Genomic DNA, 13,968 nt, shown 5'->3' on the forward strand with positions numbered 1-13,968 from the left:
TTTGAACCGTTAAACCGCGGCAGCGCCGCCGACGATTTCCGAGATCTCTTGGGTGATCGCAGCCTGACGCGCCTTGTTGTAGATCAGCTGCAAATCGCTGATCAAATCACCGGCGTTGTCGGTAGCGTTCTTCATCGCGATCATCCGCGCAGCTTGTTCGGCCGCGTTGTTCTCGACCACCGCCTGGTACACCTGCGACTCCACGTAGCGCACCATCAAGCCGTCTAGCAGCTCTTTGGCGTCTGGTTCGTAGAGGTAGTCCCAGTGGTGCTTGAGTTCTTGATCCGGGGTCGCCACCAGTGGAATCAACTGCTCCACGGTAGGCTGTTGCGTCATGGTGTTGATGAACTTGTTGGATACCACGGACAGGCGGTCAATACGGCCGTCCAGGTAGGCATCCAGCATCACCTTGACGCTGCCGATCAGATCATTGATCGACGGCTCTTCACCCAGGTGGCTGATAGCTGCAACGACGTTACCGCCGAAGTTGCGGAAAAAGGCCGCACCCTTGCTACCAACAACACACAGATCAATCTCGACGCCGTTTTCGCGGTTTACCGCCATGTCCTTGACCAGGGCCTTGAACAGGTTGGTGTTCAAGCCGCCGCACAGACCACGGTCACTGCTCACTACGACATAACCGACGCGCTTTACTTCACGGTCGATCATGAACGGGTGGCGGTATTCCGGGTTGGCGTTGGCCAGATGCCCAATTACCTGGCGGATACGTTCCGCATAAGGACGGCTAGCAGCCATGCGCATTTGTGCCTTGCGCATTTTGCTGACCGCCACTTTTTCCATGGCGCTGGTAATTTTTTGCGTGCTTTTGATGCTCGCAATCTTACTGCGAATCTCTTTTGCGCCTGCCATGTAACACCTATCAGGTTAGCAAGCGGGAGCCTTGCGGCTCCCGCTGCGGCTTACCAGGTTTGGGTGGCCTTGAACTTCTCGATACCGGCTTTGAGGCCAGCGTCGATTTCGTCATTGAAGTCACCTTTAACGTTGATCTTGGCCATCAAATCGGCGTGATCGCGGTTGAAGAAAGCAATCAGCGCTTGTTCGAAGCTGCCGATCTTGGCGATTTCAATGTCAGTCAGGAACCCACGCTCAGCGGCATACAGCGACAGCGCCATGTCAGCGATCGACATCGGTGCGTATTGCTTCTGCTTCATCAGCTCGGTAACGCGCTGACCATGCTCAAGTTGCTTGCGGGTCGCTTCGTCCAGGTCAGAAGCGAACTGGGCGAATGCTGCCAGTTCACGGTACTGAGCCAGAGCGGTACGGATACCACCGGACAGCTTCTTGATGATCTTGGTCTGAGCGGCACCACCCACACGGGATACCGAAACACCGGCGTTCACTGCAGGACGGATGCCCGAGTTGAACATGGCCGATTCCAGGAAGATCTGACCGTCGGTGATGGAAATCACGTTGGTCGGAACGAACGCGGAAACGTCGCCAGCCTGGGTTTCGATGATCGGCAGTGCGGTCAGGGAACCGGTTTTGCCGGTCACTGCGCCGTTGGTGAACTTCTCTACGTACTCTTCCGAAACGCGGGATGCGCGCTCCAGCAGACGGGAGTGGAGATAGAACACGTCGCCTGGGTAAGCTTCACGGCCTGGTGGACGGCGCAGCAGCAGGGAAATCTGGCGGTAAGCCACTGCTTGCTTGGACAGATCGTCATAAACGATCAGCGCGTCTTCACCGCGGTCGCGGAAGAATTCACCCATGGTGCAACCGGAGTACGGAGCCAGGAATTGCAGTGCTGCAGATTCCGAAGCGCTCGCTGCAACGATGATGGTGTTAGCCAGTGCACCGTTTTCTTCCAGCTTGCGAACCACGTTGGCGATGGTCGATTGCTTCTGACCGATTGCCACGTAGACGCAGAAAATGCCGCTGTCTTTCTGGTTGATGATCGCGTCGATCGCCAGAGCGGTTTTACCGATCTGACGGTCACCGATGATCAGCTCACGCTGGCCACGGCCGACAGGGATCATGGCATCGACAGCCTTGTAGCCAGTCTGTACAGGCTGGTCTACCGACTTACGCCAGATCACGCCCGGTGCAACTTTCTCGACCGCGTCGGTCTCGGTGTTGCCCAGTGGACCTTTACCGTCAACAGGGTTACCCAGTGCGTCGACTACGCGACCCAGCAGTTCCTTACCTACCGGAACTTCGAGGATGCGGCCGGTGCACTTGGCGCTCATGCCTTCAGCCAGACTGGTGTATGCGCCCAGTACAACGGCACCTACGGAGTCTTGCTCCAGGTTGAGAGCCATACCGTAGACGCCGCCCGGAAACTCGATCATCTCGCCGTACATGACGTCGGCCAGACCGTGAATCCGCACGATGCCGTCAGATACGCTGACGACAGTGCCTTCGTTACGGGCTTGGGAGGTCACATCGAGCTTTTCGATGCGGCCCTTGATAATTTCACTTATTTCGGAAGGATTGAGTTGCTGCATTGCTCTGCTGCCCCTTCAAACTCAAGATTTCAATGCTTCGGCAAGTTTCGCGATTTTGCCGCGAATCGAGCCATCGATAACCAGGTCGCCGGCGCGGATAACGACACCACCTATAAGGGCAGCATCCTCCGCAACTTGCAGGCGCACTTCCCGGTTGAGTCGTGCACTAAGAACCTTGGCGAGTTTGTCTTGCTGTTCTTGGTTCAATGCAAAAGCACTGGTCACTTCAACGTCTACCGATTTCTCTTGTTCGGCCTTGTACAGGTCGAAAAGAGCGGCGATCTCCGGCAGAAGCGGGAGACGGTCGTTTTCGGCAACGACATTGATGAAATTCTGTGCCTTGGCATCGAACTTGTCGCCGCACACGTCAATGAACGTGGCGGCCTTTTCTGCGCTCGTCAGTCGCGGGGCCTTGAGCACGCGCTGCATGGTGTCGTCTTGCGACACCGCTGCTGCTAGGCCGAGCATGGCTGACCAATTGGCCAGTTGCTGGTGGGCCTGAGCGTGCTCGAAGGCCGCCTTAGCGTAAGGTCGGGCCAACGTGGTCAGTTCTGCCATGATCGCCCTCGCTTAGATTTCAGCAGCCAGTTGGTTAACCAGCTCTGCGTGCGCGTTTTGATCGATTGTGGCACCCAGGATCTTCTCGGCGCCGCCGACAGCCAGCAAGCCCACTTGGGCGCGCAGCTTGTCTTTGACACTGTTCAGTTCCTGTTCGATCTCGGCTTGAGCCTGAACCTTCACACGGTCAGCGTCGATACGGGCTTTTTCAACAGCCTCTTCAACGATCTGGTTACCGCGTTTCTTGGCTTGCTCGATGATTTCAGCTGCCTGAGCTTTCGCTTCGCGCAGTTGCTGACCCGCTTTCTCTTGGGCCAACTCCAGGTCACGAGCTGCTCGGCTGGCAGCGTCCAGACCATCAGCGATCTTCTTTTGACGTTCGTGCAATGCCGCAATGACCGGAGGCCATACGAACTTCATGCAGAACAGTACAAAAATCAGGAACGCAACGGACTGGCCAATCAGGGTCGCATTAATGTTCACGCCAACACCTCGCAGTTACGTTGTCCATCACATCAAATTACTCGGAAGAATCCGGGTAATTAGCCAGCGATCTGACCAACGAACGGGTTCGCAAAGGTGAAGAACAGAGCGATACCAACACCGATCATGGTTACGGCGTCGAGCAGACCGGCAACGATGAACATTTTAACTTGCAGCATTGGAACCATTTCTGGCTGACGCGCTGCGCCTTCCAGGAACTTGCCGCCCAGCAGGCCGAAACCAATTGCGGTACCCAGTGCGCCCAGGCCGATCAACAGTGCAACAGCGATAGCGGTTAGACCAACTACAGTTTCCATCTTTCCTCCCGACTTTTACGTCGTATGGTTTAGGTTTTTTAGATTAAAGCGGTAAAACAAATCGTTTCAGAGGCCCGGTTAAGAGCCCCCTCCCGTTTGACCGGGAGGGACATCAGATCAGCCGAGGCTGCTCTTAATGGTTTTCTTCGTGCGCCATCGACAGGTAGACGATGGTCAGCATCATGAAGATGAACGCCTGCAGGGTGATGATCAGGATGTGGAACACAGCCCACGCCCACTGCAGAACAACGCCCAGGCCGCTCAGCCAGAGCAGGCCGCTGCCGAACATCACAGCGATCAGAATGAACACCAGCTCGCCGGCATACATGTTGCCGAACAGACGCAGGGCCAGAGAGATCGGCTTGGCGATCAGGGTCACGAATTCCAGCAGGAAGTTCACCGGGATCAGCAGGGCCTGAACGAAGATGTTCTTGCTGCCGAACGGGTGCAGGGTGAGTTCGCCGATGAAACCGCCGATGCCCTTGACCTTGATGCTGTAGAAAATGATCAGTGCGAAAACCGAGAACGCCATGCCCAGGGTCGCGTTCGGGTCAGTGGTCGACACGGCGCGGAACGGGATGTGGTGGTCACCGGAGATCAGGATGGCCAGCTGAGGAATCCAGTCGACCGGTACCAGGTCGACGGCGTTCATCAGGAACACCCAGACGAAGATGGTCAGTGCCAGCGGTGCAATCACCGGGCTCCGGCCATGGAAGCTGTCTTTCACGCTGCCATCGACGAATTCGACCAATACTTCAACGAAGTTCTGCAAAGCACCCGGCTGACCCGAAGTCGCTTTCTTTGCCGCCATGCGGAAAAGGAAAACGAAGATCAGACCCAGCGCGACCGACCAGCCGAGGGTATCGACGTGGAAAGCCCAGAAGCCCATTTCCTTGGCTTCTGCTGCGGAATGGGCAAAGCCCCAGCCGCCGTTAGGTAGCTGACCGAAGGTCAGGTTCTGCAAGTGGTGCTGGATATAGCCCGAAGCGGTTGTTTCTGCCATGGTTGCCTCAAACGCCCTAAGGTCTCGAAAGTCTTGTTCTCATCAGCAGGGGAGCGAACCAGCTGACCGACTGAGTCAGCACGAAAGCGCCGAATACTGCGATCGGCGCCAATGGCTTCACACCTGCAAACACCAGTGCAAACAGCACTGCCGTCAAAATCAGTTTGCCTGCCTCGCCGGCATAAAATGACCGGACGATGGACTGGGCTGCTCGGGCGCCGGAAAACCGAAATGCCTTGTGAGCGAAATAAACATTGGGCAGCAAGGCTATCAGGCCTCCGCAAAGTCCCGAGTATCCGGCAACGACTCCATGCCATTGCCAGAGCGCCAAAGCGGCAATGAGCAAAATGACAAATTGAGCCATCAACACCGGAAAAACCGCCAGGCGATGGAACGGCAGGCGGTTTGGCTTGCGGGTTTCCATCACGTTTGCTCTCCAATGGCCGGCTGCCGAAATTCAATAACTTGGCATAATTTGTGCCGACAAAATGCGCGCAGAGTATAGGGGCGGTTCTGCCCCTATTCAACTGTCAGGTAGTGATTTCCGACTGCGCGCTACATGAGGAAATGTTTCAGCGGATGTGTGCGAGCACACCTTGAAGCTCATCGAGGGAGTTGTAACCGATCACCAACTGACCTTTTCCCTTCTTCCCGTGGCGGATCTGCACCGCAGAGCCTAGGCGCTCGGCCAGACGCTGTTCGAGCCGGGCGATATCCGGGTCGGGTTTGGGCGCTTCCACAGGCTCCGGTTTGCCACTCAACCACTGGCGAACCAGTGCCTCAGTTTGGCGCACAGTCAGGCCGCGTGCGACAACATGTCGCGCCCCTTCCACCTGCTGATTGTCCGGCAGACCGAGCAAAGCACGGGCATGACCCATTTCCAGGTCACCGTGGGACAGCATGGTCTTGATGACTTCCGGCAGTGCAATAAGTCGCAACAGGTTAGCCACAGTCACGCGGGACTTACCCACAGCCTCGGCCACCTGTTGTTGTGTGAGCTGGAATTCCTGCTGCAGACGCTGCAAGGCGACGGCTTCTTCGATCGGGTTCAGGTCTTCACGCTGGATGTTCTCGATCAGCGCAATGGCGATCGCGGTTTCATCCGGCACATCACGGACCATCGCCGGGATGGTTTCCTGGCCGGCCTGCTGGCTGGCGCGCCAGCGGCGTTCACCGGCGATGATTTCGAAGCGGCCGCCGCCAATCGGGCGCACCACGATCGGCTGCATCACGCCTTGCGCCTTGATCGACGACGCCAGCTCTTCCAGTGCCTGCGGGTCCATGTCGCGGCGTGGCTGGTATTTGCCGCGCTGCAGCAGATCCAGAGGCAGGTGTTGCAGTTCACGGGTATCGGCCTGCGCCGCCTGTTCTTCCAGCGCGCTGACGGTCGGACCACTCAGCAGTGCATCCAGTCCACGTCCGAGACCTCGTTTCTTGACGGCCATGGGGATTCCTTAAGTTGGCTGGGCAGCGGCGATGCGTGAATTTTTGCGCTGACGGCGAACCATTTCGCCCGCCAGGGCCAGATAGGCCAGCGCGCCGCGCGATTGCTTGTCGTAGGCCAGTGCCGGCATACCGTAGCTCGGCGCTTCGGCCAGACGGATGTTGCGCGGGATCACTGTGTCGTACAGCTGTTCGCCAAAGTGTTCCTTGAGCTGCGCCGAAACATCATTCATCAGACTCAGCCGCGGGTCGTACATGGTGCGCAGCAAACCTTCGACCTTGAGGTTGGGGTTCAGCAGTTCGGCGATGCGCTTGATGTTATCCACAAGGTCGCTCAAGCCTTCGAGCGCAAAATATTCGCACTGCATGGGGATAATCACCCCGTCAGCAGCGACCAGTGCGTTCAGGGTGAGCATCGACAGCGACGGCGGGCAGTCGATCAAAATGTAATCGTAGTTTTCACGGATCGGCGCCAGCGCGCTGCGCAGACGGCTTTCCTTCATCTGCATCTCCAGCAGCACCACTTCGGCCGCCGTCAGATCCCGGTTGGCCGGCAGCAGTTGATAACCGCCATGTTCCGAGAAGTGCATGGCCTGGGCCAGATCGCATTCGCCGATCAGCAGGTCGTAGACCGAGTTTTCCAGGCCATGTTTATCCACACCGCTACCCATGGTGGCGTTGCCCTGTGGATCGAGATCGATCAACAACACCCGGCGCTTGGTCGCGACCAGGGATGCTGCGAGGTTGATACAGGTGGTGGTTTTGCCCACACCACCCTTCTGGTTCGCTATCGCGAATACCTTAGCCATTCTTGCTTGTGTTCCCAATCATGCCGTGCGGCGCAGTATCAGCAGATGGCGTTGGCCTTGGCAACCGGGGACGGCCAGGGCGTGTTCGCTATCGAGTTTGAAGTCTGCCGGCAATGCTACCAGCTCATCGGCCGGATGAACGCCCTTCATTGCCAGCCAGCGCGTGTCGGCATCGCCCAGATGGCGAGTCCAGTTGGTGAAGTTCTCCATGCTGCTGAACGCCCGGGAGATGATCCCGTTAAATGGCTGAGCAGGCTGGAAAGCTTCGACACGACTGTGGATAACTTGCAGGTTATCCAGTTTGAGTTCGAGTTTGACCTGAGTCAGGAAGCGGGTTTTCTTGCCGTTACTGTCCAGACAAGTCACTTGCGAGTCCGGATACAGGATCGCCAACGGGATCCCCGGCATGCCGCCGCCGCTGCCGACGTCGAGCCAGCGACCGTCTTCGATAAACGACATCACGCTCAGACTGTCGAGCAGATGCCGCGAGACCATCTCGTCCGGGTCGCGCACTGCAGTCAGGTTGTAGGCCTGGTTCCATTTGATCAACAGGGCCAGGTAACCCAGCAGCAATTCGTGCTGGGCTGCGCTGAGATCGACACCGAGCGCGCGGGCTCCTGTGGATAACTCTTCGGCGTGTTGCGAAGTGACCTTAGAACTCAAGCGCTTTGCTCCAACTGACGGCCCGCGCCGCGTTTTTTCAAATGAATCATCAACAGCGAAATCGCTGCCGGGGTCACGCCCGGAATCCGCGAAGCCTGGCCGAGCGTCTCCGGACGCGTCGCACCGAGCTTGCTCTGGATCTCCTTGGAGAGACCGGAAATGTTGGTGTAATCGATATCCACAGGCAGTTTCGTGTCTTCACTGGCGCGCAGACGGGCGATTTCGTCCTGTTGACGGTCGATGTAACCGGCGTATTTGGTCTTGATTTCAACCTGTTCGGCGACCTGTGGATCTTCGGCGCCCTGCCCGGTCACTTCGACCAGACCAGCGTAGTCGATTTCCGGACGGCTCAAGAGGTTGAGCAAGTTGTATTCGTGAGTCAGCGGTGTGCCGAATTTTTCCGCAATCGCATCGCCCTGCTGCGTGCCCGGGCGAACCCAGGTGCTTTTCAGGCGCTGCTCTTCCAGTTCGATGTTTTCGCGCTTCTTGCAGAACGCCGCCCAACGCGCGTCATCGACCAGACCCAGTTCGCGGCCTTTTTCGGTCAGACGCAGGTCGGCGTTGTCTTCACGCAGGATCAGGCGGTACTCGGCTCGGGAAGTGAACATGCGGTACGGCTCTTGGGTACCGAGGGTGATCAGGTCGTCGACCAGTACGCCGATGTACGCCTCATCGCGGCGCGGGCACCAGGCTTCTTTGCCCTTGGCGCGCAGCGCAGCGTTGGCCCCGGCGAGCAAACCTTGCGCACCGGCTTCTTCGTAACCGGTGGTGCCGTTGATTTGCCCGGCGAAGAACAGACCGCCGATGACTTTGGTTTCCAGGCTGTACTTCAGGTCGCGCGGATCGAAGTAGTCGTACTCGATCGCATAACCCGGACGCACGATGTGTGCGTTTTCCATGCCGCGAATCGATTGCACGATCTGCAATTGCACGTCGAACGGCAAGCTTGTGGATATCCCGTTCGGGTACAGCTCATGGGTGGTCAGGCCTTCCGGCTCGATGAACACCTGATGGCTTTCCTTGTCGGCAAAGCGATGAATCTTGTCTTCGATCGATGGGCAGTAACGCGGGCCGATGCCCTCGATCTCGCCGGCAGCGGAATACATCGGCGAACGGTCGAGGTTCGCCGCAATGATTTCGTGGGTGCGGGCGTTGGTGTGAGTAATCCAGCAACTGACCTGGCGTGGATGCTGTTCCTTGTTGCCCATGAACGACATCACCGGGATCGGCGTATCGCCTGGTTGCTCGGTCATCACCGAGAAATCCACAGACTTGCCATCGATACGCGGTGGCGTACCGGTTTTCAGGCGACCGACACGCAGCGGCAGTTCACGCAGACGATGTGCGAGGGCAATCGATGGCGGATCACCGGCACGACCGCCGGAGAAGTTCTGCAAACCGATGTGGATAAGTCCACCGAGGAACGTTCCGGTGGTCAGTACCACGGAATCGGCGAAGAAGCGCAGACCCATTTGTGTGACCACACCACGCACTTGTTCCTGCTCGACGATCAAGTCGTCAGCAGCCTGTTGAAATATCCACAGGTTCGGCTGGTTTTCCAGGATTTCGCGGACAGCGGCCTTGTACAGAATCCGGTCCGCCTGGGCACGGGTCGCACGCACGGCCGGGCCTTTACGGCTGTTCAACACGCGAAACTGGATGCCACCCAGGTCGGTAGCCACGGCCATCGCGCCGCCGAGGGCATCGATTTCCTTGACCAGATGGCTTTTGCCAATGCCACCGATTGCCGGGTTGCAGCTCATGGCACCGAGGGTTTCCACGTTATGCGTCAGCAACAGGGTTTTTGCCCCCATACGTGCTGAGGCCAGTGCTGCCTCGGTACCGGCATGACCGCCGCCGATGACGATCACTTCAAAACGGGAAGGGAAATCCACCACGCACCTCGTGCCTGCTTAAGTAGGTCATTCAGGAATAGTTTGAGATCAGGTTTCTGAACCTGGTCGACAAGTATAGGGACTTCGCCCTTCCTAAAGAACCCTTTGCACAAAATTTAACCAGCTGTGGAGAACTCGAGATCAAAAGAATAAAAAAGAGAGAAATTTATAAAACCTTTGTTTTTATGTTTATTCTTATTGACCATCCTTTCTGTGGATAGATCGCTACAAGCCTTATATTTCAGTATGTACAGCGTTTCAAAACCCTGTGACCAGGTGCCAATGAGGCCCTTGGATAACCGGTTTAAGCCTGTGGATGAATGGGGTTGTTATCCACAGAGGCAGTTATATCCAGTTTTGGAGCCCTGTTATCAACTGCCCTCAGTGGCAGTTATTCACAGGGCTTAATCCACAGAAATCGGCTGAGCGACTGTACGACGGCCGACGGAAATCCGCTGAGGGAGAGGGAATCTGCCCGGCACTGGAGAAAGGAATTGGAAATGAGGGTGCAGACAGGCCGCGAATGGGCCTGTCTGGTTACAGCAGAGAGCTTATTTACCGATGCAGAAGCTGGAAAAGATCCGGCCGAGCAGGTCATCGGAGCTGAATGCCCCGGTGATTTCGCCCAGTGAGTGCTGTGCCTGACGCAAATCTTCGGCCAGCAGTTCACCGGCGCCTGCCAGCGTCAGCTGTGCACGACCATGTTCCAGCGCTGCACTGGCGTGGCGCAGGGCCTCCAGATGGCGGCGACGGGCACTGAAGCTGCTTTCCGAGGTTTGCTCATAGCCCATGCAGGCCTTGAGGTGGTCGCGCAGCAATTCCAGACCTTCGCCGGCGGATTTGGCGCTGAGGCTGATGGTCACGTGGCCATCGTCACTGACTTCCAGGGCAATCGTCTCACCCGTCAGGTCAGCCTTGTTGCGGATCAAGGTGACTTTGGCCGGATCTGGCCGGGTTTCGAGGAATTCCGGCCACAGGGCAAACGGATCCGCCGCTTCCGGCGCAGTGGCATCGACCACCAGCAGCACCCGGTCGGCTTCGGTGATCGCCTTCAGCGCTCGTTCAACACCAATCTTTTCCACCTGATCATCGGTATCGCGCAGACCGGCGGTGTCCACCACGTGCAACGGCATGCCATCAATGTGGATATGTTCGCGCAGAATGTCCCGCGTGGTACCGGCGATCTCAGTCACGATCGCGGCTTCGCGGCCAGCCAGTGCATTCAACAGGCTGGACTTGCCGGCATTCGGACGACCGGCAATCACCACGGTCATACCGTCGCGCAACAAGGCACCCTGTCCGGCTTCTCGCAGCACAGTGGATAACTCTTCGCGTACCTTGTCGAGCATGCTTAACACATGGCCATCGGCAAGAAAGTCGATTTCCTCTTCCGGAAAGTCGATGGCAGCTTCCACGTAGATGCGCAGGCCGATCAGTTGTTCGGTGAGGTTATGCACACGCTGGGAAAACGCTCCCTGCAGCGAGCGCAAGGCATTACGTGCAGCCTGTGCAGAACTGGCTTCGATCAGATCGGCAATCGCCTCGGCCTGAGCCAGGTCGAGTTTGTCGTTGAGGAACGCGCGCTCGCTGAATTCACCGGGGCGGGCCAGACGGCAACCCAGTTCCAGGCAACGCTTGAGCAACATATCCAGAACGATCGGGCCGCCGTGGCCCTGCAGTTCCAACACATCTTCGCCGGTGAACGAGTTCGGCCCCGGGAAATACAGGGCCAGTCCTTCGTCCAGCACTTGCTGATCATCACTGAAAAACGGACCGTAATGCGCGTAACGCGGTTTCAATTCACGGCCGCTGATGGCTCTGGCTGCGACGCTGGCCAACGGCCCGGAAATACGGACGATGCCGACACCGCCGCGACCTTGAGCGGTGGCGACAGCGGCGATGGTTTCACGAGGTACGCTCATAAACCGGAATCCAGACAAAAGTGGCAGATAGCAAAACGCCCCACTAGGGGGCGTTTTGAGTGGTGTTATCCACAGAGTAAGTTACGCCTCGGCTTTTTTCGTCGCCGCTTCGATCTTACGCGTGATGTACCACTGTTGGGCAATCGACAGGCAGTTGTTCACAACCCAGTACAGCACCAGACCAGCCGGGAACCACAGGAAGAAGAAGGTGAAGATGATTGGCATCATTTTCATCACCTTCGCCTGCATCGGATCCGGTGGAGTCGGGTTCAGACGCTGCTGAATGAACATGGTCGCGCCCATGATGATCGGCAGGATGAAGAACGGATCCTTGATCGACAGGTCAGTGATCCACAGCATGAATGGCGCCTGGCGCATTTCCACGCTTTCCAGCAGAACCCAGTACAGCGAAAGGAAAACCGGCATCTGCACGAGGATCGGCAAGCAGCCGCCCAGCGGATTGATCTTCTCTTTCTTGTACAGCTCCATCATGGCTTGCGACATTTTCTGCCGGTCATCGCCATGTTGCTCTTTCAATGCAGCCAGTTTCGGCGCAACGGCACGCATGCGCGCCATCGATTTGTAGCTGGCGGCCGACAATGGGAAGAAGATCCCTTTGATCAGCATGGTCAGGAAGATAATCGACCAGCCCCAGTTACCCACAATCGCGTGAATGTGTTGCAGCAGCCAGAAGATCGGTTGAGCGATGAACCACAGAATGCCGTAGTCGACCGTCAGTTCCAGACCTGGGGACAACTGTTTCAGCACGGCCTGGCTTTTCGGACCGGCGTACAGAATGGCGCTGGTTTCAACTTTCGCACCCGGTGCAGCGGTCAGCGAAGGACCGGTGTAACCGATGATGTAGTTGCCTTTGCTGTCTTTACGCGTCTGAACGATGTTGTTTTCGCCTTTCGGCGCAACCCACGCAGTCACGAAGTAGTGTTGCAGCCAGGCTACCCAGCCACCGGTGACGGTTTCCTTGAGCTGACCTTTGTCCATGTCTTTCATGGAGACTTTCTTGTACGGCTCGGAACTTGTCCACAGGGCAGCGCCCAGGTAAGTCGCGGTGCCGGTGGCAGTGGTCGACGAAGGGTCGGCACTGGCATCGCGCTTCAGCTGGGCGAACATCGAACCCGACCAAGGCTGAGCGCTCTGGTTATCCACAAGGTAGGTCACGGTCACGTCATACAGGCCGCGTTTCAGAGTGAAACGCTTGATGTAATTGACGCCGTCCTTGCTGAACTTCAGGTCGACAACCAGCTGGTCCTGACCGTCAGCCAGTTGATAACTTTTCTTCTCCGAAGCGTAAACCGGACGACCGGCCGGGCTTGCGTCCGGACCGTTGGTGCCGATCAGGCCACTTTGTGCCAGATAAGTACGCTCGCCGCCGTTGTCGAACAGTTGAAACGGCACATCAGGACGGTCCTGACGACGTGGATACAGTGGCAAAGTCAGTTGAGCAACGTCACCGCCCTGTGGATCGATCGCCAGATCGAGCACGTCGGTTTTGACCTGGATCAGATCCTTGCTGGCAGCGACTGGCGTTTCCACAGGTGCGCTGGTATCGCTGGCGGCACGCGGAATATCGTCACTGGCGGAAGCGTTATTGCCAGGAACGGTGTCCGGCAAACCGGATGCAGTCGTACTGGAAGCAACATTCTGAGTCGGCAGGGCAGCCTGGCCATAATCCTGGTTCCATTTAAGAACCATGACGTAGGACACGATTGCCAGGGCGACGATCAGGATCGTGCGTTTGATATCCATGATTACTCGGCCATCGAAGAAGAACGGGAGGTAGGGATAGGTGGAACCGGGTCATAACCACCGGGATTCCACGGATGACAGCGACCTAAACGACGAAAGGTCAGCCAGCCACCGCGCAGAAGGCCATGATTTTCGATGGCTTCATACGCGTAGCAAGAACAACTGGGGTAGAAACGACAGTGATTGGCCATCAAAGGACTAATGGCGTAGCGATAAAACTGGATCGGAACGAGGGCCAGTTTACGCATCTGGACTGTCTACCCCTACAGTTTCGGTTTTGACTGCTGGAACTGGCTTGTTACGGGCCAGGCGCTTCCAGAGTTTGCCGAAATGCTGAATCAATTCGGGGTTTTCTACGTCGCCCAAACCTTTGCGCGCGACGATAACGATGTCCCAGCCGACCAGAGAATCCTGGTGCAGACGGAACGATTCGCGCATCAGACGTTTGAGGCGATTGCGCTCAACGGAGAGCTTTACGCTCTTTTTCCCGATAACCAGCCCGAGACGGGGGTGATCAAGATCGTTGTTGCGCGCAAGGAGCAGGAGATTTTTCCCCGGAACCTTGCCGGTAGGGGAGTCAAAGACTGCCTTGAAATGCCGGGGGGTAAGCAGACGCTTTTCCCGACTGAAGTCCTGACTCACCTCC

General features: G+C 57.2%; 15 protein-coding genes. All 15 read right to left on the reverse strand.

Annotation, left to right across the window (positions count from 1 at the left end):
* Window positions 1-9: 9 nt before the first annotated feature.
* Window positions 10-870: a F0F1 ATP synthase subunit gamma gene (atpG, locus tag AC193Q_RS20235; protein WP_007954161.1), complete on the reverse strand. Its 861-nt coding sequence runs from the start codon at window positions 868-870 to the stop codon at window positions 10-12.
* A gap of 50 nt (window positions 871-920) precedes the next feature.
* Complete coding sequence (gene atpA / locus AC193Q_RS20240; protein ID WP_041073579.1) at window positions 921-2,465, reverse strand: F0F1 ATP synthase subunit alpha; 1,545 nt, start codon at window positions 2,463-2,465, stop codon at window positions 921-923.
* Between the two features lie 21 nt (window positions 2,466-2,486).
* On the reverse strand, window positions 2,487-3,023 hold the full coding sequence (locus AC193Q_RS20245) for a F0F1 ATP synthase subunit delta (RefSeq protein ID WP_007911956.1): 537 nt from the start codon (window positions 3,021-3,023) through the stop codon (window positions 2,487-2,489).
* A gap of 12 nt (window positions 3,024-3,035) precedes the next feature.
* Window positions 3,036-3,506: a F0F1 ATP synthase subunit B gene (locus AC193Q_RS20250; protein WP_011336718.1), complete on the reverse strand. Its 471-nt coding sequence runs from the start codon at window positions 3,504-3,506 to the stop codon at window positions 3,036-3,038.
* A gap of 59 nt (window positions 3,507-3,565) precedes the next feature.
* Window positions 3,566-3,823, reverse strand: a complete 258-nt coding sequence (atpE, locus tag AC193Q_RS20255) for a F0F1 ATP synthase subunit C (protein ID WP_003097235.1) — start codon at window positions 3,821-3,823, stop codon at window positions 3,566-3,568.
* Window positions 3,824-3,956: 133 nt separating this feature from the next.
* The gene (gene atpB / locus AC193Q_RS20260; RefSeq protein ID WP_047297389.1) at window positions 3,957-4,826 is read right to left on the reverse strand and encodes a F0F1 ATP synthase subunit A; all 870 of its coding nucleotides are present in this window, start codon (window positions 4,824-4,826) and stop codon (window positions 3,957-3,959) included.
* 16 nt (window positions 4,827-4,842) lie between these two features.
* On the reverse strand, window positions 4,843-5,250 hold the full coding sequence (locus AC193Q_RS20265; protein WP_003229783.1) for a F0F1 ATP synthase subunit I: 408 nt from the start codon (window positions 5,248-5,250) through the stop codon (window positions 4,843-4,845).
* 148 nt (window positions 5,251-5,398) lie between these two features.
* On the reverse strand, window positions 5,399-6,271 hold the full coding sequence (locus AC193Q_RS20270) for a ParB/RepB/Spo0J family partition protein (RefSeq protein WP_095667937.1): 873 nt from the start codon (window positions 6,269-6,271) through the stop codon (window positions 5,399-5,401).
* 9 nt (window positions 6,272-6,280) lie between these two features.
* Complete coding sequence (locus tag AC193Q_RS20275; protein WP_041073588.1) at window positions 6,281-7,078, reverse strand: ParA family protein; 798 nt, start codon at window positions 7,076-7,078, stop codon at window positions 6,281-6,283.
* A gap of 18 nt (window positions 7,079-7,096) precedes the next feature.
* Window positions 7,097-7,741, reverse strand: coding sequence for a 16S rRNA (guanine(527)-N(7))-methyltransferase RsmG (gene rsmG, locus AC193Q_RS20280; protein WP_483878726.1), 645 nt, complete (start codon window positions 7,739-7,741; stop codon window positions 7,097-7,099).
* On the reverse strand, window positions 7,738-9,636 hold the full coding sequence (gene mnmG / locus AC193Q_RS20285) for a tRNA uridine-5-carboxymethylaminomethyl(34) synthesis enzyme MnmG (RefSeq protein WP_095667935.1): 1,899 nt from the start codon (window positions 9,634-9,636) through the stop codon (window positions 7,738-7,740). Before mnmG ends, rsmG begins: the two co-directional genes overlap by 4 nt.
* Window positions 9,637-10,187: 551 nt before the next feature.
* The gene (mnmE, locus tag AC193Q_RS20290) at window positions 10,188-11,558 is read right to left on the reverse strand and encodes a tRNA uridine-5-carboxymethylaminomethyl(34) synthesis GTPase MnmE (protein ID WP_182403187.1); all 1,371 of its coding nucleotides are present in this window, start codon (window positions 11,556-11,558) and stop codon (window positions 10,188-10,190) included.
* Between the two features lie 81 nt (window positions 11,559-11,639).
* The gene (gene yidC, locus AC193Q_RS20295; RefSeq protein ID WP_027610285.1) at window positions 11,640-13,322 is read right to left on the reverse strand and encodes a membrane protein insertase YidC; all 1,683 of its coding nucleotides are present in this window, start codon (window positions 13,320-13,322) and stop codon (window positions 11,640-11,642) included.
* Between the two features lie 2 nt (window positions 13,323-13,324).
* Window positions 13,325-13,570: a membrane protein insertion efficiency factor YidD gene (gene yidD, locus AC193Q_RS20300; RefSeq protein ID WP_080921994.1), complete on the reverse strand. Its 246-nt coding sequence runs from the start codon at window positions 13,568-13,570 to the stop codon at window positions 13,325-13,327.
* The gene (gene rnpA / locus AC193Q_RS20305; RefSeq protein WP_011336726.1) at window positions 13,563-13,964 is read right to left on the reverse strand and encodes a ribonuclease P protein component; all 402 of its coding nucleotides are present in this window, start codon (window positions 13,962-13,964) and stop codon (window positions 13,563-13,565) included. Before rnpA ends, yidD begins: the two co-directional genes overlap by 8 nt.
* Between the last annotated feature and the right edge of the window lie 4 nt (window positions 13,965-13,968).

This window comes from Pseudomonas sp. F2, assembly GCF_057174385.1.

Bases quoted from the DNA above. Each gene is read 5' to 3' on its own strand.
- atpE (WP_003097235.1), bottom strand. From the start codon at position 3,823: ATGGAAACTGTAGTTGGTCTAACCGCTATCGCTGTTGCACTGTTGATC.
- atpG (WP_007954161.1), bottom strand. From the start codon at position 870: ATGGCAGGCGCAAAAGAGATTCGCAGTAAGATTGCGAGCATCAAAAGC.
- AC193Q_RS20270 (WP_095667937.1), bottom strand. From the start codon at position 6,271: ATGGCCGTCAAGAAACGAGGTCTCGGACGTGGACTGGATGCACTGCTG.
- AC193Q_RS20275 (WP_041073588.1), bottom strand. From the start codon at position 7,078: ATGGCTAAGGTATTCGCGATAGCGAACCAGAAGGGTGGTGTGGGCAAA.
- atpA (WP_041073579.1), bottom strand. From the start codon at position 2,465: ATGCAGCAACTCAATCCTTCCGAAATAAGTGAAATTATCAAGGGCCGC.
- AC193Q_RS20265 (WP_003229783.1), bottom strand. From the start codon at position 5,250: ATGGAAACCCGCAAGCCAAACCGCCTGCCGTTCCATCGCCTGGCGGTT.
- atpB (WP_047297389.1), bottom strand. From the start codon at position 4,826: ATGGCAGAAACAACCGCTTCGGGCTATATCCAGCACCACTTGCAGAAC.
- AC193Q_RS20245 (WP_007911956.1), bottom strand. From the start codon at position 3,023: ATGGCAGAACTGACCACGTTGGCCCGACCTTACGCTAAGGCGGCCTTC.
- mnmE (WP_182403187.1), bottom strand. From the start codon at position 11,558: ATGAGCGTACCTCGTGAAACCATCGCCGCTGTCGCCACCGCTCAAGGT.
- yidC (WP_027610285.1), bottom strand. From the start codon at position 13,322: ATGGATATCAAACGCACGATCCTGATCGTCGCCCTGGCAATCGTGTCC.
- yidD (WP_080921994.1), bottom strand. From the start codon at position 13,570: ATGCGTAAACTGGCCCTCGTTCCGATCCAGTTTTATCGCTACGCCATT.